Here is a 22,772-nt window from a genome sequence, read left to right as displayed (position 1 = left end):
GCGGGCGCGTCACTCCTTGACCGGCGCGCTGTATTTCTTCAGCGCCGTCTCGATCAGCTTGTTGTCGTAGGTCCGGCCGAAATCGATCTTGGAGTTGCGCAGCGCCGGTTCGAGCACCGCGATGGAGTCGAGGACGTTCTTGGCGGCTTCCGGCGTGATGATGCCGTCCCACTGGAAAGCCGACAGGTTCTTGTCCAGGGATTCCCGGTAAAGCTTCTCATCGTTCTTGTAGTAGGATTCCGGCAGCGACTTGATCACGTCGTCGACCGAGGCCGTCTTGAGCCATTGCATGGCATGGACGATGGCGTTGACGAGGGCCTGCGAGGTATTGGGATTGGCCTTCAGGAAGTCGGTCTTCACGAACAGGCAATCCGCGAGGTAATCGCCGCCGAAGGCCGCCTTGGTGCCGGCATCGGTGCGGCTGTCGGACAGGACCACGGCGTCGCCGCCATCGACGAGCGCGTTGATCGCAGGATCGAGATTGACCAGCGCGTCGAGCTCGCCGCCGGTCTTGATGGCCGCGACGGCACTGGCGCCGGTGCCGATCGAGACATAACCCGCATCCTTCCAGGACACGCCGGCACGCTCCATCAGGCCGGCGACGAAATTCTGCGTCGAGGATCCGGGAGCCGAGACGCCGATCTTCTTGCCCTTGAGATCGGCAATGGTCTTGATCTTGTCGGCCAGCGATTTGCGCACGACCAGGACGTTCCCGGGATAGCGGCCGAAAGCCACGAGGCAGGTGAGGTTCACCCCCTTCGTTTGCATGCGCAGCGTGTGCTCATAGGCCCCTTCCGCAACGTCGGCGCCGCCACCCACCAAGCTTTGCAGCGCCGCCGTACCGGACGCGAAGGCCGTGGAATCGACGTTCAGCCCTTCCTGCTCGAAATATTTGCGATGCAGGGCAACCACATAGGCCACCTTGTTCATCTGGCTGATCGAGCCGCCGACGGAGATCGCGACGTTCTTTTTCTCCAGAGCAGGAGTCTGGGCCGATGCGGCCCCCGTCAGCATTGCCGCGGCCAGACCGCACGCAAAAATCATTGAAAATCGCTTCATAACTTCCTCCACTCGTTGAGCTTTTCTGTCTGCGGTCGCGCCAGCTGTCGGCGCATAAGCCACATCATTTTTATATGATTGTCAGACAATCATTTTGAATGTTTGGAGTCAAGCAGACTGGCGCCGCGCCGGTGTCAGAGCGGCTCGTTTTTGAGGATGTCCTGCAGCACATCGCGGGGAACGCGAATGTCGACCCCCGAACGCTCGGTTTGGACGAGCATCGCGGCGCGGGAATCGAGCTTCCCCCAGCCCTTGTTCAGGCCCTCCGTCATCTCGGCGAGCGTCATGTTGCCGATGCGCATGGGGACGTTGGTCTCCCGCCCCAGCGCGGTCGCCAGGGAGATGTCCTTATGGGCGAGTTCCAGGATGAAGGTTGGCTGGTCGAACACATGCGGCAGGAACTGGTCTGCCATCCGGTCGACGGCGCGCTGGCGGCCGAGCGAACCCTGCCGTATCGCGCCGAACAGCGTGGCCGGATCGACCCCCGCCTTGACGCCGAGCGTGAAACATTCCGCCAGCACCATCTGGATACCGTAATTGGCGCAGTTATGGACGAGCTTGGCGATCGAGCCGCTGCCGCTGCCGCCGAGATAGCGGGTCTGGTCGCCCATCTGCTCGAGCACCGGCTTGCAGCGGTCGAAGGTCGATTGTTCGCCGCCGACCCAGATCGCCAGCTTGCGCGAAACCGCGCCCTTCGGCCCACCGCTGATCGGCGCGTCCAGCATGGACACGCCGATCTCGGCCAGCTCTGCGAAAAGCTGGCGGACCAGCGAGGGCGCATTCGTCGAGAGATCGACATAGATCGTGCCGGGCCGGAAACCCGCCTTGAGCCCGTCCGGCCCTTCCATCGTCGCAACGATATCCTTCGGCGCCGGCAGGACGGTGAAGACGATCTCGGAATTTTCGGCGAGCTGCCGGGGCGTTTCCCCCCAGACCGCGCCCTTGGCGAGGGTTGCGGCAGCCGTTTCCCGGCTCCGCGTCAGTACGGTCAGTTCGTGGCCGGCATCGATCAGATGGCCCGCCATCGGGCCGCCCATTGCTCCAAGGCCGATAAATCCGATCTTCATCATGCACTCCGGTCGATGAGAGAGGCTTAGTGAGCCGCCAGGAAATCCGTCAGGACTCGGTTGGCTTCCGCCGGCTTTTCGAGCGGAGCCATGTGCGAGGCTCCGGCGATGACGTGGAGGGTCGCGCCGGGAATGCTGTCGGCCATGAGGCGGGAGGCCGCGACCGGCGTGGTCGGATCATGCTCGCCGACCATGACCAGCGCCGGCTTGGCGACACCAGGCAACCGGGGAGCGGTATCCAGTGTCGCGATCATCTCCCACATCCCGGCATGGACCTCCGGATCGTCGGCGAGCAGCGTCCGCGTCACGCGCTCGATCACATCGGGGCGGCGGGCCGCGAAATCCTCGGTGAACCAGCGCTCGATCGTCGCCTTCAGGATGGCTTCCATGCCCTCCGCCCGGGTCAGGCGGGCGCGCTCGCGCAACGCCGCACGCACCTGGTCGGGAAAGGTCGAGATGCTGTCGATCAGCGAGAGCGAGCGGACAAGATCCGGCCGGGCCAGCACGAGATGCTGCGCGATCATGCCGCCGACGGAGAGGCCGACGAGATGGACCGGTCCCGCCGCGGCGCCTTCGATCAGTTGGGAAAGCGTTGCGACCGCCTCCGCGAAGCCGAAGCCCTTCTCCGGCTTGTCCGAGCGACCATGGCCGGGAAGATCATAGGCGATGACGTCATAGGACGCCGCCAAGGCCTCGATCTGCTCGCCCCAATAGGTGAGATCGACACCCACCGCATGGATCAGGACGACGAGCGGCCTGCCTCGCTGACCGGTCCGGACGAGATGGACATTGGAGGCCCGTGACCGGGCGCCTTGCTGGGCGATATCGAGCTGCATGGTAAGGCCAGTCACGTTCGGTGAGGTTGATCAGATGAGCCGGCGGCGCGGCGGCGAAGGCGCATCCGGCTCGGATTGCACCGATGCCTCTTCCGCCAGGAGAATGGCTGCGATCGCCCCGGCATTCTCGACATGCAGGCGGCAGGCCCGTCCGGCCGCCTCCGCATCGCGGGCCTTGATGGCCTTGACGATGTTGCTGAGCTCTTCGAGGCTCGCCGCCAGGCGGCCCGGCTGCGTCAAGGTCGTCGCGCGCAGCATCGAAACGCGGCCATGGATCAGCCGCAGCATCTCGACCAGCACGGGATTATGCGCGCCGGCGGTCAGGGCGGCATAGAACTTGGCTTTTACGCTGAGATAGTCAGACCCCAGCTCGACGCTGTATTTCTGCTTCATCTCGTCGAAGGCTATTTCCAGGTCCTTGGATTCCTTGTCGGTCGCGCGCTCGACGAAATAGCGGCCCGCCATCTCCTCCAGCGCCGCGCGCATCTCGTAGATCGCCTTGGCGTCTTCGGCCGTGTAGACGGCGACAATCGGCCCGCGATGCGGGATGATCTGGACCACGCCCTCCGCTTCGAGCTGGCTCAAGGCCTCGCGCAACAGCGTGCGGCTGACATCGAGCATCTCGCAGAGCTCGCGCTCGACCAGCCGGTCGCCCGGAGCAAAGCGCCGATCGAAGATCGCGCTGCGCAAGGTGTCGATAACCTGCCTTTTCAACGACACTGCGGAGCGGGCGACCCGGAGCGATGTAGCTGTCATGAATGAAACCTCTTGAGAGCGAACGCTGACGCATAGCCCACAACGGCGTGTCGCATCAGGCGTTCGGAGCCTCGTCGAGACGTACTACGATACCTTCGAGATCGGGACGGGGTGCCTTGTAGCGCTCCATCACCAGAGGATCGTGGCCGGGCACGATATGCTGGGGCGACGGGGCCGCCGCGCGCAGCTTGTCGAAACCTTCCAGCATGCAACCGATATGGAAGGCGGTCACATAGGGCCTGTAGGTTTCCATATTCTCGTAGAAATGCGTGACGTCGGAGGCCACGACCACCCAGCCGCGCTTGGTATGGACCCGCACGAACTGCAGGCCCGCCGAATGGCCCGGCGCGGGATGGAGCGTGATGCCCGGAGCCAACTCGGCGACCCCGTCATAGAACAGCACGCGGCCGGCATAGTTGGCCCGGACCATTCCGACGACATCCTCGATCTCGTAGGAATGCTGCAGCTTCTTGTAGCGCATGTAGCGCCCGACGGCGTAATGCATCTCGGTTTCCTGCAGGTGGAAGGTCGCCGCAGGAAGCTTGTCGAAATTGCCGACATGGTCGTAGTGCAGATGGGTCAGGATGACGTCCGTGACCTTCGCCGGATCGAGGCCGACGAGCTTCAGCGAATCCACCGGGCAGCGCAGGTGATCGCGCTTGCGCTTGGCGGCGATCTCGGCGGTGAAGCCGGTATCGATCACATAGCTCCGCTCCGGCCCGATCGCGACCCAGACGTAATAGGCCATCGGCATCGGGCCGTCATGGGAATCGCCGCCGATGAAGTTCTCGGAGCGCTTTCCGGCCCGCGAGGCGTACTTGATGGCATAGAGCTCGTAGTTCGGAAGGTCGGTCATGGCTCGGCTCGATCAGGACTGTGAGAGGCTGCGCCGAAAGCTTTCGGCATATTCGGCGATGCCCGCTTCCAGCGACCATTTCGGCGACCAGTTCAGCAGGCGCTTGGCCGCGCCGATATCAAGCGGCGCGCGCATCTTGACGTTCTCCTCCTCGAGCGGCGTCAGCCGGTCGCCGATCTCGATATCGGCGCCGGGAAGCACGTTGCGCACGGCCTGAGCGACCTCGGAGGCGGTGCGCGCCTGCCCCGCGGCGATATTCAGGACCCGCTGCTCCCCAGCCGTCCAGCGCGGCGCGCCGAGCGCGGCCACGACAGCCTCGCCGCAATCCAGCACATGGGTGTAGTCGCGCTTCATCGGACCACCCGTCTCGAACCGGGTCGGCCAGCCGAGGACCGCGTTCTCCACCATCGGCTTGATGTACATCGGGCTGCGCATGCCGAAGCCGTAGATCGCGGTGATCCGCAGGCTCAGGAAATCGAGGTCCTGGAAGCTGGCATAGGCCAGCCCGATCGCCTCCGACGCCATCTTTGACGTACCGTAATGCCCCGCCGGATTGCCGTTGCTCGGCGAAAAGGCCGGATCGGTCTCATAGAGCCGGTCGTTGGGGCCCTTGTGATAGGCCGCATTGCTGGACATGAAGACGACACGGCGCATTCGCGTCTGGCGCGCCACCTCGCAGACATTCACCATGCCCATCACATTGGTCTGGTAGGTCGCCAGCGGCTGCTGCAGGGAGGTCTCCAGCCCGACGATGCCCGCGCTATGGACGATCGTCTCGATCCGCTCGGACGCACAGACATCGAACAGCCGGGCGAGATCGCCGATCTGACCGATGCGAATGCGGGATGCGAGCGCCGGCGCCACGTTGAGCGCATCCGGGCCGGGCGGCGCGATATCATAGGCAAAGGCCTCGTGGCCGCTGCTTGCGAGCGCTGCCACGATATAGCTTCCGAGGAACCCGGCCCCGCCGGTTACGAGTACGTTCATGTCGCCCTGTCCTGCCCGCCTAGTGGCCGGGGGCCCGCTCGGCGAGCATGATGCTCATCACCGCGACGGCATGCTCGCTGAGCTCGGGCGAATGCAGCTCGGCCGCCTTGCGCCCGAAGGTGCGCAGCAGGCTGAGCGTCCGCGGATCGAACGACGCCATGTTCTCGGCGACCTCGAGCGCGCGCTGCAGCGTCGTCCCCGCCGGCACGACCTCCGTCAGGATGCCGACATCCTTGGCCTCACCGGCCGGGATCTTGCGGCTGGTCAGCGCGAGCTCGAAGGCCTGCTTGTAGGAGACGAAGCGGAACAGATACGAAAACACGATCAGCGGCGGCAGGCCGTGCGACATTTCCGGCAGGGAGAAGACGGCGTTCTCCGCCGCGATCGCATAGTCGGACTGGGCCGTGAATCCGAAGGCGAAGCCGAACGCCTGCCCTTCGATGGCGGCGATGACCGGCACCTTGACGGCATTCAGCGCGTTGTTGACCTTGAGGATGGCGTTGAGATCGTCGCCGACCTCCGAGGCGCGGGTCAGGCCCTTGACCCCGACGCGGCCGCCGCAGAACGTGCCGCCCTTACCTGTGACGATGAGCGCGCGCAGGTCCTTGTCGAGGCTGCATTGCGTCAGCACATCCGCCAGATCGAGCAGGTCCTGGGTGTAGAGGAAATTCTCGGTGGCGTGCCCATTGAGGGTCACGACCGAGATTCCCCTGCCCTTGGCATCGATTTCGATCGGCATCGTTCAAAGCTCCCAGTCACAGGCAGCAATGCGTCAGGCGCTGCCCATCCGACCGGCGTGTCTTGGCACATGCGCCGGCATCATGCAATCAGATTGTATTATAATCTGGCAATGCATGAAGAATGCGCATGAGCCCTTCCAGCCCCGCATTTGATGAGGCGATTTAGCCTAATGCTCGCCGATTCCGACTATCCAACCCTGACGACGCAGCAGCGCGAGAGCGCAAGCTGAGTCGATCAGCCCGCTCCTGCGGCGTGTTCCGGGCTGAACAGAACATTTTCTCGACCATCGGCGCGTCTGCTCACGCCCAGATCAGGGTGACGGCACCGTCTTGAGATAGGCGATGAGGTCGGCGCGGTCCTGCGGATTGGCGATGGCGCCGGCGATCATCTTGGTGCCGGGCACGATCTTGCTCGGCGCGGCCAGGAAGCCATCGAGCGCCTCGTCGTCCCAGCTCTTGCCATAGGCGGCCATCGCCTTCGAATATCTATAGCCCGCGGCTGTGCCGGCGACGCGCCCCGACACGCCCGATAGATGGGGCCCGAGCCTGTTCTGGTCGGTGACCGTGTGGCAGGCGCTGCAGCGCGAGAACAGGGTCTTGCCGCGCGCCGCGTCGCCATCGGCCAGCGCTGGCGTGGCGACGGCCAGGGTGAGAAGGGCCGCGAGAGCCCAATGTGACAGGTTCAAGCTGGCCATCCTTCCAAATAGCGCATCGGCCCGAAAAGTGGCTTGCGGTTTTCGGAAAAAGCCGATGCGAAAACAAGGAGCTAGATAATCGGACCGGATCCGATATCCGGTCCGATTATCTAGCCGTCTCAGGTCGACGATTTCAGTTGCATGGGATCAATCGGCAGGGTGCGGACGCGCTTGCCGGTCGCGGCAAAGATGGCATTGGTCACCGCCGGGGTGACGATCGCGGTCGCCGCCTCGCCCAGGCCGCCCGGGGCCTCGGCACTCCCAATGATATGGGTTTCGACCATTGGCGCCTCGTTGATGCGCATCGGCTGGTAGGTATCGAAATTGGCCTGTTCGACCCGCCCGTCCCTGAAGGTGATGTTGCCGTAGAGCGCGGCGGTCAGGCCGAACAAGGTGCCGCCCTGGATCTGCGCCTCGATCGTGTCCGGGTTGACCGGAAGACCGCAATCCACGGCACAGACGATGCGGTGAACCTTGACCGAGCCGTCCTGTGCGACTTCGACCTCGGCGACCTGCGAGAGATAGCTGCCGAAGGCGAACTGCACCGAGATGCCACGACCATGGCCCTTCGGCATCGGCGCGCCCCAGCCGGCCTTCTCCGCCGCCAGCGTCAGGACGGCGAGCGCCCGCGGATTATGGCCGAGCAGCGCCTTGCGATAGGCGACCGGATCCTGCTTGGCCGCCGCCGCCAGCTCGTCGATGAAGCTCTCGACCACGAAGATGTTGTGCGTGGGGCCGACACCGCGCCAGAACGCGGTGGTGACACCCGGCGGCTCGACCCGGACATAGTCGACATGGATGTTTTCGAGGGCATAGGGCGGCTCGGCGGCACCCTCCACCGCATCGAAATCATAGCCGTTCTTGAAAAGCGGCGGGAGGTAACGCGCGACCACCGAGGAGCCGGCGATCCGATGGGTCCAGGCCACTGGCCGCCCCTGGGCATCGAGGCCGGCCGAGAGCCGGTCGAAATAGTACGGCCGGTAAAGGTCGTGCTGGATGTCTTCCTCCCGGCTCCAGACCACCTTCACCGGCCCGTCGACCTGCTGCGCCACCTTGACGGCGGTCAGGGTGCCGTCCGGCTCGAGGCGCCGGCCGAAGCCGCCGCCAAGCAGATGGTTGTGCAGTTGGACCTGCTCCTTCGGCAGGCCGAGCAGCTCGGCCACCACCGCCTGGGTCAAGGTCGGGACCTGGGTGCCGACCCAGATCTCGCAGCCATCCTTGCGGACATGGACGGTGCAGTTCATCGGCTCCATCGCCGCATGGGCGAGGAAGGGCACCTGATAGATCGCGTCCAGCCGCTGCGCCGCGCCCGCCAGCGCCTTGCCGACGTCGCCATCGTTGCGGGCGACGACGCCCGGCTTCTTCGAATCCTCCTCCAGCGCCCGGACGATGTCGGCGCTGCCGACTTGGCGTTGGGGCCGTCATCCCATTGCACGGCCGCTGCCTCCAGCCCCTTCTTGGCCGCGCCCATATGGTCCGCGACCACGGCCACGGCCTCGTCGGTCCTGACCACCTGGCGCACGCCCTTGATCGCCAGGGCGGCCGCTTCATCAACCGTCTTCGGCTTGCCACCGCGGACCGGCGAGATCGCGATCGCCGCCACCTTCAGGCCCGGCAGCTTCACGTCGATGCCGTACTCGGCCTTGCCTACCACCTTGTCCGGCGTATCCAGCCGCTTGGCCCGGGTCCCGATCAGCTTGAAATCCTTCGGGTTCTTCAGCACCACCTTCTGCAGATCCGGTGCCGGTAGCAGCGCCGCCGCATCGACCAGCGCGCCATAGGGCAGCGACCGGGCGCCGTCGCTGACCGCGCCATGCTCGGCCTTCAGCCGGGCCGGATCGACGCCCCATTGCTTGGCCGCAGCTGCGATCAGCTGCATGCGCGCCGCCGCGCCGGCCCGACGCAGCGGCTCCCAGAAGGCGCGGACGGATGAGGAAAGCCCGGTCGACTGGATGTGCAGCATCGGATTGGCGTAGAGCGCGTCATTCGGCGGCGAATGCTCGAGCTTGACCTGATCGAGCCCGACCTCGAGCTCCTCTGCGAGCAGCATGGCGTGGGCGGTATAGGTTCCCTGCCCCATCTCCACCATCGGCATCACCAGCGTCACCAGCCCCGTACGGTCGATGCGGATGAAGGCGTTGGGCGCGAAGCCGGGCGCCGCTGCGGGGGCAGCCTCGGCCAGGGTCGGCCGCAAGATCGGCGGCAGGGCCACGGTCAGGGCGAGGCCGCCGCCCAGGGCCGCGCCGATCTTGAGGAAACCACGGCGGTCGAGAGCAGCGTTCTGGGACACGTCGAACATGGCCGCCTCCTCAAGCCGCAGCGCGGTGGATAGCGGCACGGATGCGCTGATAGGTGCCGCAGCGGCAGACATTGCCGGACATGGCATCGTCGATATCGCCATCGGTCGGCTTCGGCGTGCTGGCGAGCAGCGCCGCCGCGGACATGATCTGGCCCGACTGGCAATAGCCGCATTGCACGACTTCGAGCTCGAGCCAGGCCTGCTGCAGCGCCTTGCCCTGCGGCGTCTCGCCGATCGCCTCGATCGTGGTGATGGCGCTGTCTCCGATACTGTCGATCGGCGTCACACAGGACCGGGTCGGGGCGCCATCGACATGGACGGTGCAGGCGCCGCACAGGGCCGCGCCGCAACCAAATTTCGTCCCCGTCATCCCGAGCATGTCCCGCAGAACCCAAAGCAGCGGGGTGTCGCCGTCGACATCCACCTCATGCGGGATTCCGTTGATCTTGATGGTGAAAGCCACGGCTATCCCTCCCTGAATACGGGCGATCCCACGTCCAACTCCGGGGATTCCGCGCCCGTTGCTCGAAGATCGTCGAATGCCGGTTCGTCGGAAATCGACCTCTCGTGTGACCGAACCCATACGGACGTATGATGCCCGGCCGCCGCGACTTGGGGTGCATCCCGAGCCGCCCATCGCGGAGTACCCACTACCAGATGCGATTCAACGGCGCTTACCTGCCATTGCTGCGCACTTTCGCAGGATTGCCATCGGCCCTGGGCCGGGCTCGCTCAGACGCGGCTATCGCGCTTGCTTGCGGTATTCGCTCGGAGAAGCTCCGACCCAGCGACGGAACGCCGAGGCAAAATGGGCCGGATTGTCGTAGCCGCAGGCGAATGCGATCTCGGTTACGCTCTCCCGTCCGGCCTGCAGCTTCCGCTTCGCTTCCTCGATCCGCATGCGGGTCAGACGCCGGAACGGCGTCTCGCCGTGGATTTTCCGGAACAGCCGAACCAGGTGGAAACGGCTGATCCCGGCGACTGCGGCGATGTCTTCGAGCGAGATCGCGTCGCCAAGATTGGCCTGCAGGAATTCGTCCATTCGCCGCATGCGCAGCCCGTCGATCCCCTGGGTCATGCGCGGCAACGCCTTCGCGTGACGCACGAGCAGGTGGCTCGTGAGGAAATGGGCCATCGTCTCCGCATAGAGATCGGACACGCCCTCGGACATGGCACTGGAAAGCGTCAGCAGCGTCGTCGCGATCAGGTCATCGTCATAGCCCAGCACATGCGGCATTGCCGGCGCCGGGACATGTCGATCGGCCAGGTCCTCGTAGGCGCTGCGAAGCGTCGCCTCGGGCAGGTGCAACTGCAGCGTCGCGTGCGCGCCATTGTCACGCCAGCGCAGCGTCACCTCTTCACCAGGCGCCGTCATCCCGATGCAGCCGGCGCGATAGCTCGACTTGTGCCAGCTGCCGCGATAGCGGCCCTCGATGTCACAGCGCCCGTCGACGACAAGGACGATTAGATGATCGGCCGTGGCAGGAGTGGTGAACTGTTCCGCCTCCGCCGGATCCTGGTATTCGCGCAGGAGGAGCGAGCGCCAGCCGGCGCGCCAACTGCAGGCCGTCATCACACCCGGCAGATGAAGATGGGCGTTCAGAGCGGTGCTAGTGCTGTTCATTGGCGAACTTCAGTTGAAGGCTCTCGTCCCCAGCCGCGGGGACGCCCCCACTCTTCGCCCGGATTGTGCAGCGCGAACATCCGGAGCACGCAAATTTGATCCGATGGGCTTCAACGCCAGCCGCGGCGCGATAGCGAGAAGATGCCGCATGCGGCGAGCTGGCCCGCGACCAGCAGGTACGGCCAATCGAAGCCGCCGCTCTGGCGGACGACGAGCGCAAACAGGAGAGGACCGCAGACCGAGCCGGCAAATCCGAACAGGTTTGCGGCGGAGGTCACGTCACCGATGAGCGCGGGCGGCGAGAGCCGCGCCAGCTCGGCCATGTAGATACCGTTCCAGCCCAGGGACGTCGCGCCGACGAGGGCAACGCTGACATACACTATCCAGGACGGTGCCGCGGCGGACCAGACGAGAAGCACGAGCGCGGCGCTCGTTCCCAGCGAAAGGAGACAGAGCAGCAGCAGGCCGCGACCCCAGCGATCCGCGAGCCAGCCGAGGAAAATCCGCGAAACCGTGCTGCCAGCGAGCAACACCGCAACGAAATAGCCCGCTTCCGTGAGATCCTTGCCGAGCTGCGTGACCAGATAGGTGGCGGTGAAGGCCTGGACGCTGGCTTGCGCGATCGAGAACGACACGCCGATGCCGGTGATCAGGGGCAAGGAAGGGTGAGACCGGATGACCTTGGCCGATCTGAGCAGGGCGGAGGGCGATAGGAAGTTCCGTGGCCATGCCCGGTTCATCGGCCCCTTCTCGCTATCGAGGCGCTTCTGAAACGGCTGGACGGCCAGCAGGCTGAGAATGACGATTACGGCGATCAGCCAGATCGTCGGCGCCAAGCCCAACGCAACCACCGCAGGAGCGACCGAAACGCCTGCGATCGCTCCGCCAAGAGGCACACCGGCCTGCCTGATCGAGAAGATGAGGTTGCGGTGCCGAGCCGGAGCCGCGCTCATGAGCAACTTGCTGCCCGCCGGATTGTTCGGGGCCAGGCCGAGACCGACGAGAAGAGCGCCCAACAGGCCGATGACGGCGACGGGCTGCGCGAGGAAGACCATGCCCAGGCCGATCGATGCCAGGCCGAATTGCAGGGTACGAACCGGCCCGTGGTGATCGAGCATCGGCCCGCCACAGGCCAGGCACCAGCAGATGCCGATCGAGACGACAGCCGAGACATAACCGATGCTCTCAGGCGGCAGACCCCAGCGCTGCGTGAAGATCGGACCCAGGAGAGGAATGGCTGCCGAGGCAAATGAACTCACGACTTGCACGAGAAGGGTCGCGCTCAAGGCGCTCCCCCACAATGGCAGCTTCAATTCAGCCCTCCCGCCCCTTTGCCGCGATTTGTCTCTCTGACGTCCCCTCAGGCGACGCAGACGCGTTGGTTCGGTCTTCCAGCAATGGACCGGCGCGGTCGAGACCGGCCACGGATTGACCGGCCTGCACCAGATGCATGCAGCGGCGAGCGTTGCCGAAAGGATGCCGAAATCGGCCGCCTTGCCGCAGGAACGTTTGGAGCGCGACGCGTTCGAGAAATGGCGGTCTGCTTGAGAGACCCGCGGCTCAACCCCCGAAGGAGCATGCTGACCTGCCGGTTCGATCGATGATGACGCGGCCATAGCCGGCCAGCGGACGCGCGTGGCACCGTCCGTCCCACGCATCGCGGGATAATGTCGTTAGGCTGTCATCCGCGGCGGATTTGAGATCGGCCTGCCCGCGTCGCTGCCGACGCGCTCAGGGGGCCGGAGCATGAACGACGCGCAGCTGAGATGCTTCCATGTCGCGGCGCTGGAGGAGAGCATCACGCGGGCGGCGGTTCGCCTCGGCATCAGCCAGCCGACGGTCTCGGCCCAGATCAAGGCGCTCGAGGACGGCTATGGCGTCCAGCTCTTCCGCCGCGTCGGCCGCAAGATCGAGCTGACCGATTTCGGCATGCATCTCAAGGCGGTGACCGAGCGCATCTATACGGCGCAGGACGAGGCGCGCGAGCTGCTCCTCGGTCATCAGAAGCTCAGCCGCGGGCATCTGCGCATCGGCGCGGTCAGCCCCTACCATGTCCTGCCGATCCTCCAGGAGCTCAGGACCAAGCATCCCGAGGTCACCTTCTCGCTGCGTGCCGGCAATTCGAGCGAGATCCTCGATGCGCTGACCCGCTACGACATCGATGTCGGCATCATGGCCGATCTCAAGCCCGGCGATAAGAAGCTGCATATCCAGTTCCTGCGCCGCGACGACATCGTCCTTCTGGTGAAACACGACCATCGGCTCGCACGGAGGGATTTCGCGACCTATGCCGATCTCGTCGACGAGACGCTGATCATCCGCGAGCAGGGCTCGGTCACCCGCAGCGTCTTCGTCAGCGCGCTGATGGCCGAGGATCTCAGCATGCCGCGCTTCCTCGACATCGAGTCCCGCGAGGCGACCAAGGAAGCGGTCGCCTGCGGCTTCGGCATCGCGCCGCTGCTGCATTCGGAGACCGGCGAGGACAAGCGCTGGACCGTGGTCCGCCTGGCGCCACCTGCGCCGGGCTTCGACGAATATGTCGCCTGCCCTCAGGATCTGATCAGGACGCCGCTCATCAAGGCCTTCCTCGAGATCGCGAACATGATTTCGGCGACGTTCGAGGCCTCCCGCCCGGTTCGCGGACCGAACTGACGATTTTGCGCTTGGCCGGCCTCAGCCACCGGCGCAGCGCGCCAGGCCCTGTCGAAGCCGACAGGCACGGGCTCAGGATCGGGCGGCCCGATAACGTACATTGATGGTTTCTATTGGATTAACGGCCTCGCTCACCCCACGGTCCGGGCATCCTGCTGCCCGTCTCCCAAGGGGATTTCGTCATGGCTTCCGCCAATTCCACCAGCAATGCTGCGCCGACATTCGAGGATCAGCTCACCTTCGGAACCTCGGCGAGCCTCGGCCTGCCCGACCTTGCCGGCGGCGCCAGCGGCGTGATGGGCTTTGCGGCCCCTGCCCCGGTCGTCGACGGCTTCCTGATCAAGCCCGGCTTCACCGGCACCGCGCCGATCAAGAGCTATTCGCTCGCGCTCGATATCTACGTCGACGACGCCTATGCGAATAAGTGGTTCGCCCTGCTCCAGACCGACCCGACCAACCTCAGCGACGCCGAGTTCCTGGTCAACGCCAACAAGGGCATCGGCATCAACGGCAACTATACCGGGACCTTCACCTGGGATGCCTGGCACCGCATCGTCCTGACGGTGCAGGATCTCGGCAACGGCAATGTCACCCTCAGCAAATATCTCGACGGCAGCCTGATCGGCTCGCAGTCGATACCGTCCAGCCGCTACCAGATCGACCCGGTCAAGGGCTTCATGATCTTCTCCGACGATGGCGCGAGCCAGGTCGGCGCTCTCGAAACCCAGCCCGGCTTCGTCAGCAGCGTGATGTTCACCGACCAGGTGTTGACCGGCACGCAGGTGACCGCGCTCGGCGGCGCCTCCGCGAGCGGCATCCTCTCGGCCCCGCTCGGCGCCGGCCAGAGCGTGCAGTTCGACTTCAATCCGGCCGCGCCGCTCGCGCCGACTTTCGGGGCCGGTGCCGTCGAGGTCGTCTCGGCCGAGACCGATGTCCTGACCGATACCGGCTTCGGCACCACGGCCGGGCTCGGCATCCCCAACCTCGCCGGCGGCAACGGCAGCGACGAGGTCATGGCCTATGTCGAGGCCTCGGCCGCCCAGGGCTATTTCGTGAAGCCCGGCATCGCGGCCTCGGCGCCGGACGGCAAGATCCACGACTACACCATGATCTGGGACATCTACGCCCCGGCCGCGAACGGCCGTTGGATGGCGCTGCTCCAGACCGACCCGACCAATGCCAGCGATGCCGACTTCCTGCTCAGGAACTCGAACGGCATCGGCATCAGCAGCAACTATACCGGCACCTTCAACTATACCGGCTGGAACCGCATCGCCGTGACCGTGCATGACAATGGCAACGGCACCGTCACCATGAGCAAATACATCAACGGCGTGCTCGTCGGCACGCAGTCGCCATCCGGCGCCAGCGGCCTGGATGCCGCCGGCCGCTATGCGATCGATCCCGAGAAGGGCTTCCTGATCTTCTCCGACAATGGCGGAGCCGAAGTCAGCCAGGCGACGCCCGAGACGGCGCCCGGCTATGTCAACAGCGTCTTCTTCACCGACAAGGTGATGAGCGCGGCCGAGATCGGCGCGCTCGGCGGCGCCAAGTCTGGCGGCATCATGCAGCCGGGCCAGGTCGATCCGGATCATGCGGTGCAGTTCGACTTCACCGACGGCAGCCTCGGCGCCAGCATTGGCGACGGCACGATGGGTCTCTGGGACAAGTCGACCGGCGTCATCACCGGCGACGCGCAGGGCGTCGACGATACCGGCCTCTCCACCGCCCATGACACACCCGTGACGATCGCTGCCGCGGGGCTGCTGTCGAACGACATCAACCCTCATGGCTATCAGCTCAAGATCGACTCGGTGACGGCGGGCACGGGCGGCACGGTCACGCTCGACGCCCATGGCAATGTCGTGTTCACGCCGAAGGCGGGCTTCGCCGGCGAGGCGTCGTTCACCTACACCGTCTCCGACGGCCATGGCGGCACCGACCAGGCCAAGGTCACCCTCACCGTCGAGAGCCCCCAGCTCGACGCGGAGACGCAGCAATCGCGCCACGTCGTCTTCCTCGGCATCGACGGCACCCAGCTCGACAAGCTGCTGGCGCTCGGCGGCGCCTTCCCCAATCTCGACCTGCTCGAGGCCTATGCGGGCGGTGATCTCGGCGCGGCCACCCAGCAGCCGACCGTCAGCGGCCCCGGCTGGTCGACGCTTCTCTCCGGCGTCTGGGCCAATGAGCACGGCATCACCGGCAACTCCAACTCGCCGATCAGGTCCGCCGTGGTCAGCCTTTTCGAGCGCATCAAGGCCGGCATTCCCGATGCGACGCTGGCCTCGATCGTGAGCTGGCCGGACATCAATACCGGCCATTTCGGCGACGAGACCGGCCTCACCGATGGCTCCTCGATCATCGATTACGAGGCGCATGGCATGTCCGATACGGCCGTCACCGAGAAAGGTGTCGACCTGATCCTGAACGAGGCGCCGACCTTCACCTTCCTGCATCTCGACCAGGTCGATGCCGTCGGCCACAGCTCGGGTTTTGGCGCGGCCTATGACCAGGCCATGCTGGTCGCCATCAAGCAGCTCTATCAGATCCTGACCGCCGTCGCCGAGCGCATGGCCGCCAATCCCGACGAGGATTGGATGGTCGTCGTCGGCACCGATCACGGCCGCGATCCGGCGACCGGCAGCGGCCATGGCAACCAGACCGACAGCGAGCGCCAGATCTTCATCGCTTCGAACAAGGAGATCAGCTCCGACGGAACCGCGCCGCAGACCTCGGTGGCGGCGAGCATCGCCGAGTTCCTCGGCCTCAACCAGGACGGCATCCGTGGGCCGTCCGTGCTGGACGAGGACGCCGTCGACACCCATGCGCCCTATCTGCTCGGCACGACGCCGGGTGACGACCTCGACAATGTCGCGGTCGCTGCCCCGCTGAAGCTCATCCTGAGCGAGCGCGTCGAGAAGGGCCAGGGCTTCATCACCATCCACCATGCGGGCGACGGCGCGGTGGTCGAGACGATCGACGTCAATTCCGACCGGGTGAGCATCTCGGCCGGCGTGGTCACCGTGCATCTCTCCGGACAGCTCGCCGCCGCGACCGATTATTATGTGACGGTCGATGCCGGCGCCTTCGACGATCTCGAAACCCGCGGCGCCTCGCCCCATGGCAACGCCTTCGCAGGGATCAACGACGCCACCAGTTGGAGCTTCAGGACCGCGGCCGACCTGACGGCGCCGACCGTCGTCTCGACCACGCCGGGCGATGGTGCGGCAGAGGTCGCCCCGAGCGATCCGCTCGTCATCAGCTTCGACGAGGCCGTGCGCAAGGGCGCAGGCACCATCGTCATCCACCATGCCGATGGCAGCGTTGCCGAGACGATCGACGTGACGTCTGCGGCGGTCGCGATCGATGGCAAGACCGTGACGATCCAGCCGGGCACGGCGCTGGCCACCGGCGACTATTATGTGACCGTCAGCGCCGGCGCCTTCGAGGACCTCGCCCTGAACAACGCGGAGACGCTGTTCAGCGAGAATTTCGAGAGCCTTGCCGACGACCTGAAGCCTTATGAAAGCTCCTCGGAAAAGAAGGACGACGACCTGACCGACTGGACGGCGACGACCCCGGACGGTTGGAGTCATGTCAACAACACGCCGGCCGGCGGGCCGAAGGAGTTCCAGGGCTGGACCTTCCATGACAAGCAGTCCTGGACGGCGACCGAGGGCGACCAGGGCCGCTCGGGGTTCACCAAGGGCCAGGGCGTCGTTGCGGTGGCCGATCCCGATGCCTATGACGACCTCAACTCAGCCAGCACGCCGAACAAGTTCAGCGCGCTGCTCAGGACCCCGCAGATCGACGTCACCGGGCTCAAGGATGACCGCGCTACCCTGAGCTTCGACAATTCCTGGGCGAACCCGACCTCAAACACCAACATCCAGGAAGCGCGCATCGTCGTCACCTTCGACAACGGCCAGACGCTCGAACTGGCCCATTGGAGCGACCAGGCCGGCAGCCCCTACTTCAAGGCGACGGCGACCAACGAGACGCTGAGCCTCACCATCGACGTGCCCCAGGGAGCGACGACGATGAGCGTAGCCTTCGAGATGATGCAGGCCGGCAATGCCTATTGGTGGGCGATCGACAATGTCGCGGTGACCGGCATTCCCGAGGTGCCGCATGGCAACGCCTTTGCCGGCATCAGCGACCCGGCCGCCTGGAATTTCTCGGTGGTCAATCCGGGCTCGACGGGTACGCCCGGCGACGACATCCTGGTGGGCACGACCGGCGACGACACGATCCTTGCGGGCCTGGGCGATGACGAAGTCTCGGCCGGCGCCGGCAATGACAGCGTCGACGGCGGCGAAGGCGACGACACGCTCGCCGGCGAGGATGGCGACGACCTGCTCAAGGGCGGCGCCGGCGATGATACGCTCCTCGGCGGCAGCGGCAACGACGTGCTGATCGGCGGCGCGGGCGACGACCTGCTCGATGGTGGCGCCGGCATCGACACGGCCGATTACTCGGGCGACAGCGCCGGCGTCAGGGTCGATCTCGCGGCCGGTAGCGCCGAGGGCGATGCCATCGGCTCCGACGAGGTCCTGGGCATCGAGCGTGTCATCGGCGGTTCGGGCAATGACACCCTGATCGGCGACGAGCACGACAATCTCTTCGTCGGCGGCGCCGGCAACGACACGATCGACGGCGGCGACGGCTTCGACACGCTCGACCTCTCGGCGGCGACGGGGCCGATCTCGGTCGACATCACCCGCGGCATGGTCTCCGGCGCCGGCATCGGCACCGACAGCTTCAGCAATATCGAGAAGCTGCTCTTTGGCGCCGGCAACGACACCGTCACCGGTGGCAATGGCAATGAGGCCTTCGACGGCGGTGCCGGCAACGACACGCTGAAGGGCGGCGCCGGCGACGACGCGCTTTCGGGCGGCGACGGCGACGATCTGCTCGATGGCGGCTCGGGCGACGACAGCGTCAATGGCGGCAACGGCATCGACACGATCAAGGCCGGCTCCGGCAATGACGCGATCGATGCCGGCACAGGCAACGACAATGTCGACGCCGGTTCGGGCGACGACACCATCCTCGCCGGTGCCGGCAACGACCTGGTCGACGCCGGCTCGGGCGATGACCGGATCACCGGCGGTGCCGGCGACGACGCGCTGACCGGCGGCTCGGGCCATGACGCCTTCGTCTTCGCCGCGGGCTTCGGCAAGGACACGATCGCCGACTTCAAGACGACGGGCTCAAGCTCGGACGTCATCGAGTTCGCGAGCGATATCTTCGTCGGTTTCACTGAGGCGATGGACGCCGCCCACCAGGTCGGAGCCGACACCGTCTTCACCATCGACGCCGATACGAGCCTCACCCTCAAGGGCGTCCAGCTCGCCAGCCTCGCCCAGGACGATTTCCGCTTCGTCTGAGCGACGAAGCCACGTCGGGCGAACAGGAAAGGGCACCGAAAGGTGTCCTTTTCACGTTCAGGGACGATTCGTTCCCGGCCAGCCTATGTGATCGCCACCAGTGCGCAGCCTTGCTCGTGACCGACCTCGATGAGAACCAGGGAACCGAGAAGGGCTAGCACAACATCGAATGCCAACCAGCGCACCTGGCTCACGTCGGTCGGACTCAGCCCCTCTCGCCGGCACCTGCGAGCGCCGTCGCCTGCGCGATGGCCAGGAAGCGGCGAAGCACCGGCGTCTCGCGCTCGCGCGACCAGGCAGCGACGAGCTCGGCGACCGGCGAATCCTCTGAGCGCAGCGGCCGGTAGATCACGCCCTCGAGATCGAGCCGCGAGACGGATTGCGGCACCAGGGCGACGCCGAGCCCGCCGCCGACCAGCCCGATCATGGTGTGGAGCTGGAGGACTTCCTGGGCGACCTGCGGCTCGAAACCTGCGCGCTTGAAGGCCGCGCGGAAGCGGCCCTCGACATAGCGCCGCTTGCGCGCCGGCGTGACGATGAAGCGCTCCGTCCGCAAGGCAGAGAGTGCGATCTCTTCCGCCTGCGCCAGGGGATGCGCCGCAGGCAGCGCGACCACATAGCTCTCCCGGAACAGCGGCAGCTTGCCGAAGCTGCGTTCGTTGAAGATCGGCCGCAGCAGCCCGACATCGATGCGACCGGACCGCAGCGCCTCGACCTGCTCGTCGGTGACCATCTCCTGCAGCACGAGAGACACTTCCGGCAGTTCCCGGCTCAGCCGCGAGACGAGGCGCGGCAGCACGTTGAAGGGCGAAGCCTCGACGAAGCCGATCGTCAGACGCCCGATCTGGCCTTTCGCGGCCCGCCGCGCGCCGGCCGCCGCCTGCTCGAACTGGCGCAGGATCACGAGCGCGTCGCCGAGGAAGACCTGGCCGGCATCGGTCAGCGCGACGCGGCGCTTCGTCCGCTCGAACAGAGTGACGGACAGCATCGATTCGAGCTTCGCGATCTGCTGGCTGAGCGCCGGCTGAGTGACGCCGAGGCGCGCAGCCGCCCGCACGAAATGCAGCTCCTCCGCGAGGGTGACGAAAGAGATGAGCTGTCTCTGATCCATGCTCTTTTCGAGCACAAACAACTTATAAGAAAAACTAATTTCTTGATCAGGCCGCACTGGCCGAACCTCCGCCGCGAACAGGCACGTTCGAGCGATGCCTGCCGACGCGCGGGAGGGCGAGATGATGAAGGTCAGGGACAAGATCGGCGGCAAGATCGGTGGCAAGTTCGGTGGCCTCTGGCGAGCCTGCCTCGTGGCGACAACACTGACGATAGCGGCGGCGTGGATCGCGCCGGCAGCGGCGCAGGCGCCCTGGCCGAGCAAGCCGATCCGCCTGGTCGTGCCCTACCCGGCCGGCGGCAATGTCGACCTGCTCGGCCGGCTGATCGGCCCCAAGCTGAGCGAGGCCTTCGGCCAACCCGTGGTGATCGACAACAAGCCGGGTGCGGGCGGCGCGATCGGCGCTGCCGATGCGGCCCGTTCCGAGCCCGACGGCCATACGCTGCTGATCGGCGACATCGCCACCCATGCGATCAACCCGGCCGTGCAGGACAAGCTGCCCTACCGGCCGCAAGAGGATTTCACCCCGGTGATCCGGCTGACCTCGGTCTCGCTGCTGCTGGTGGTCAATCCCAAGGACCCGGCCAGGGATCTTGCCGGCCTGATCGCCTACGGCAAATCGAATCCTGACAAGCTGACCTATGCCTCGGCCGGCGTCGGCACCCCGCAGCATCTCGCCTTCGAGCTGCTCAAGGCGAAGACCGGCATGAACGCGACCCATGTGCCCTATCGCGGCTCGGCGCCAGCCCTCAACGACCTGATCGGCGGCCAGATCACCGCGATGATCGACGGCACCGCCGTGCCGATGGCGCGCGAAGGCACGCTGCGCGCCCTGGCCGTCACCGGACCGCAGCGCTCGAAGGCGTTGCCGGAGGTGCCGACCGTCGCCGAGGCTGCGGTGCCGGGTTACGAGTTCGCCTCCTGGCACGGGCTCTTCGTGCCGGCCGGCACGCCCCCGGCCATCGTCGAGCGGCTGAACGCCGAGCTGAACAAGGTCATCGCCGATCCGGCCGTCCGCGAGCGCATGACGGCGCTGAATATCGACCTCGTCGGCGGCACGCCCGCCGCCTTCGCCGCGTTCATCAAGGCCGAGTCCGGCAAGATCGCGGAGCTCGTCCGGATCTCCGGCGCCAAGGCGAACTGAGAGCGAAATGATGCAGGACGTCCCCGCCGACCGTCACGGCGAGCCTCTTCACGCGACGCCGGACGGGGCCGAGCCGCAGCAGCGCAATCACGTCCTGTTCGTCACCGTCGATCAATGGCCGGCGCGCCTTCTCGGCATTGCCGGCCACCCGGTCGTCGAGACGCCGACGCTCGACCAGATCGCCCGCGTCGGCACGCGCTACACCAATGCCTATGCGGAGTGCCCGATCTGCATCCCGGCGCGCCGTTCGATGATGACCGGTACCAGCCCGCGCGGCCATGGCGACCGCGAGTTCCAGCCCGCCCTGCCGATGCCGGCGCATCTGCCGACCCTGGCGCGAAGCTTCCGCGATGCCGGCTACCAGACGGCGGCGATCGGCAAGCTCCATGTCTACCCGCAACGCGACCGCATCGGCTTCGAGGAGGCGCTGCTCGCCGAGGAAGGCCGCGGCCATCTCGGCGGCGTCGACGATTACGAGCTTTTCCTGGCCGATCGCGGCTATCCCGGCCAGCAGTTCATGCACGGCATGAGCAACAACGAATATGGCTGGCGCACCTGGCACCTACCGGAAGAGCTGCACGTCACCAACTGGACCACCTGGGCGGCGGCGCGCACGATCAAGCGCCGCGACCCGACGCGGCCCGGCTTCTGGCACGTCTCCTATACTCATCCCCATCCGCCGCTCGTGCCGCTGGCAAGCTATTTAGAGCGCTACCGGGCGCGCGAGGTCGACACGCCCCGCATGGCGGACTGGGCGCGCGATCCCGCGGCACTGCCCTATGCTGCCCGCCTCGCCTGGAACTACTGGGAGCAATTGCCGCCCGCGCAGCTCGCCGACATGCGCCGCGCCGTCTATGCGCTCTGCACCCATATCGACCACCAGCTGCGCATCCTGATCGGCACCTTGCGCGAGGAAGGCCTGCTCGACGACACCATCATCCTGATCTGCGGCGACCATGGCGACATGCTCGGCGATAACGGCCTCTATGCGAAGCGGCTGATGTATGAGGCCTCCGCCGGGGTGCCGATGCTGCTGGTCGGACCGACGACGGACGAGCGCGTCGGCATCGGCGCCACCGATGACCGCCTGGTCGGGCTGCAGGACGTCATGCCGACGCTGCTCGATTTGTGCGGCATCCCGGTGCCGTCGACCTGCGAAGGCCTGTCGATGGTCGGCGAGCACCGTCGTGAGATCCTCTATGGCGAGTCGCTCGTCGGGGCGAAGGCGACGCGCATGGTGCATGACGGGCGCTACAAGCTGATCTGGTATCCGGCCGGCAACCGGCTGCAGCTCTTCGATCTCGTGGGCGATCCGCATGAGGAGAGCGACCTGGCCGCGGATCCCGGGCATGGCGAGGTCAAGGCCCGTCTCAGCCAGGCGCTGGCCGGCAACCTCTATGGCGGCGACGAGGCCTGGCTACGCGACGGCGCGCTCGTCGGCATGGCCGAGCCCGAGCTGTCATCGGCGCCCAACCGCGGGCTTTCGGGCCAGCGCGGCCTGCACTTTCCGCCGATACCGCTCACCGATCCGAGCAAGGCGGTCGGCTCGGGATGAT

The 22,772-nt window shown here is 66.0% G+C and carries 18 protein-coding genes; 4 read left to right on the top strand and 14 right to left on the bottom strand.

Annotation, left to right across the window (positions count from 1 at the left end; translation table 11 throughout):
- Positions 1 to 9: 9 nt before the first annotated feature.
- From EV560_RS27330 to EV560_RS27275, 13 genes are all read right to left on the bottom strand, one after another.
- The gene (locus EV560_RS27330; protein WP_165923675.1) at positions 10 to 1,014 is read right to left on the bottom strand and encodes an ABC transporter substrate-binding protein; all 1,005 of its coding nucleotides are present in this window, start codon (positions 1,012 to 1,014) and stop codon (positions 10 to 12) included.
- A gap of 179 nt (positions 1,015 to 1,193) precedes the next feature.
- On the bottom strand, positions 1,194 to 2,126 hold the full coding sequence (locus EV560_RS27325) for an NAD(P)-dependent oxidoreductase (RefSeq protein ID WP_131859002.1): 933 nt from the start codon (positions 2,124 to 2,126) through the stop codon (positions 1,194 to 1,196).
- A 26-nt stretch (positions 2,127 to 2,152) separates the two neighbouring features.
- Positions 2,153 to 2,977, bottom strand: a complete 825-nt coding sequence (locus EV560_RS27320; protein WP_131859001.1) for an alpha/beta fold hydrolase — start codon at positions 2,975 to 2,977, stop codon at positions 2,153 to 2,155.
- Positions 2,978 to 2,992: 15 nt separating this feature from the next.
- Positions 2,993 to 3,718 (bottom strand): GntR family transcriptional regulator, encoded by a 726-nt coding sequence (locus EV560_RS27315; protein ID WP_131859000.1) that lies wholly within the window; start codon positions 3,716 to 3,718, stop codon positions 2,993 to 2,995.
- Positions 3,719 to 3,773: 55 nt separating this feature from the next.
- Positions 3,774 to 4,574 (bottom strand): N-acyl homoserine lactonase family protein, encoded by an 801-nt coding sequence (locus tag EV560_RS27310; protein ID WP_131858999.1) that lies wholly within the window; start codon positions 4,572 to 4,574, stop codon positions 3,774 to 3,776.
- 12 nt (positions 4,575 to 4,586) lie between these two features.
- A complete protein-coding gene (locus EV560_RS27305; protein WP_131858998.1) occupies positions 4,587 to 5,561 on the bottom strand; it encodes an NAD-dependent epimerase/dehydratase family protein in 975 nt (324 codons plus the stop codon).
- 19 nt (positions 5,562 to 5,580) lie between these two features.
- The gene (locus tag EV560_RS27300; protein WP_131858997.1) at positions 5,581 to 6,300 is read right to left on the bottom strand and encodes an enoyl-CoA hydratase/isomerase family protein; all 720 of its coding nucleotides are present in this window, start codon (positions 6,298 to 6,300) and stop codon (positions 5,581 to 5,583) included.
- A 312-nt stretch (positions 6,301 to 6,612) separates the two neighbouring features.
- The gene (locus tag EV560_RS27295; RefSeq protein ID WP_248312230.1) at positions 6,613 to 6,987 is read right to left on the bottom strand and encodes a c-type cytochrome; all 375 of its coding nucleotides are present in this window, start codon (positions 6,985 to 6,987) and stop codon (positions 6,613 to 6,615) included.
- A 128-nt stretch (positions 6,988 to 7,115) separates the two neighbouring features.
- A complete protein-coding gene (locus tag EV560_RS36795) occupies positions 7,116 to 8,291 on the bottom strand; it encodes a xanthine dehydrogenase family protein molybdopterin-binding subunit (protein WP_348982268.1) in 1,176 nt (391 codons plus the stop codon).
- Complete coding sequence (locus tag EV560_RS36790) at positions 8,237 to 9,295, bottom strand: molybdopterin cofactor-binding domain-containing protein (protein ID WP_348982266.1); 1,059 nt, start codon at positions 9,293 to 9,295, stop codon at positions 8,237 to 8,239. Before EV560_RS36790 ends, EV560_RS36795 begins: the two co-directional genes overlap by 55 nt.
- 10 nt (positions 9,296 to 9,305) lie before the next feature.
- A complete protein-coding gene (locus EV560_RS27285) occupies positions 9,306 to 9,758 on the bottom strand; it encodes a (2Fe-2S)-binding protein (protein ID WP_131858995.1) in 453 nt (150 codons plus the stop codon).
- 279 nt (positions 9,759 to 10,037) lie between these two features.
- On the bottom strand, positions 10,038 to 10,868 hold the full coding sequence (locus EV560_RS27280) for a helix-turn-helix transcriptional regulator (protein WP_248312240.1): 831 nt from the start codon (positions 10,866 to 10,868) through the stop codon (positions 10,038 to 10,040).
- Between the two features lie 161 nt (positions 10,869 to 11,029).
- Positions 11,030 to 12,535, bottom strand: a complete 1,506-nt coding sequence (locus EV560_RS27275) for an MFS transporter (protein ID WP_165923672.1) — start codon at positions 12,533 to 12,535, stop codon at positions 11,030 to 11,032.
- A 130-nt stretch (positions 12,536 to 12,665) separates the two neighbouring features.
- Here EV560_RS27275 and EV560_RS27270 point away from each other — a divergent pair, with 130 nt between their 5' ends.
- Positions 12,666 to 13,571, top strand: coding sequence for a LysR substrate-binding domain-containing protein (locus EV560_RS27270; protein WP_131858992.1), 906 nt, complete (start codon positions 12,666 to 12,668; stop codon positions 13,569 to 13,571).
- Between the two features lie 182 nt (positions 13,572 to 13,753).
- Positions 13,754 to 18,961 carry an Ig-like domain-containing protein gene (locus tag EV560_RS36785; protein ID WP_131858991.1) on the top strand — a complete coding sequence of 1,736 codons (5,208 nt, stop codon included), beginning with the start codon at positions 13,754 to 13,756 and terminating at the stop codon, positions 18,959 to 18,961.
- Between the two features lie 205 nt (positions 18,962 to 19,166).
- Here EV560_RS36785 and EV560_RS27260 read toward each other — a convergent pair whose 3' ends face one another.
- Positions 19,167 to 20,072 (bottom strand): LysR family transcriptional regulator, encoded by a 906-nt coding sequence (locus EV560_RS27260; RefSeq protein ID WP_131858990.1) that lies wholly within the window; start codon positions 20,070 to 20,072, stop codon positions 19,167 to 19,169.
- Between the two features lie 121 nt (positions 20,073 to 20,193).
- On the opposite strand from EV560_RS27260, the gene EV560_RS27255 reads away from it, so the two are divergent.
- Both EV560_RS27255 and EV560_RS27250 read left to right on the top strand, forming a co-directional pair.
- A complete protein-coding gene (locus EV560_RS27255; RefSeq protein ID WP_207908133.1) occupies positions 20,194 to 21,216 on the top strand; it encodes a Bug family tripartite tricarboxylate transporter substrate binding protein in 1,023 nt (340 codons plus the stop codon).
- 7 nt (positions 21,217 to 21,223) lie between these two features.
- Complete coding sequence (locus EV560_RS27250) at positions 21,224 to 22,771, top strand: sulfatase-like hydrolase/transferase (protein WP_207908132.1); 1,548 nt, start codon at positions 21,224 to 21,226, stop codon at positions 22,769 to 22,771.
- Position 22,772: the final 1 nt, after the last annotated feature.

Source organism: Allobosea sp. BK604, assembly GCF_004341515.1.
In the GTDB taxonomy this organism is placed as follows: domain Bacteria; phylum Pseudomonadota; class Alphaproteobacteria; order Rhizobiales; family Beijerinckiaceae; genus Allobosea.
This window is presented reverse-complemented; position numbering and strand designations above follow the sequence as displayed.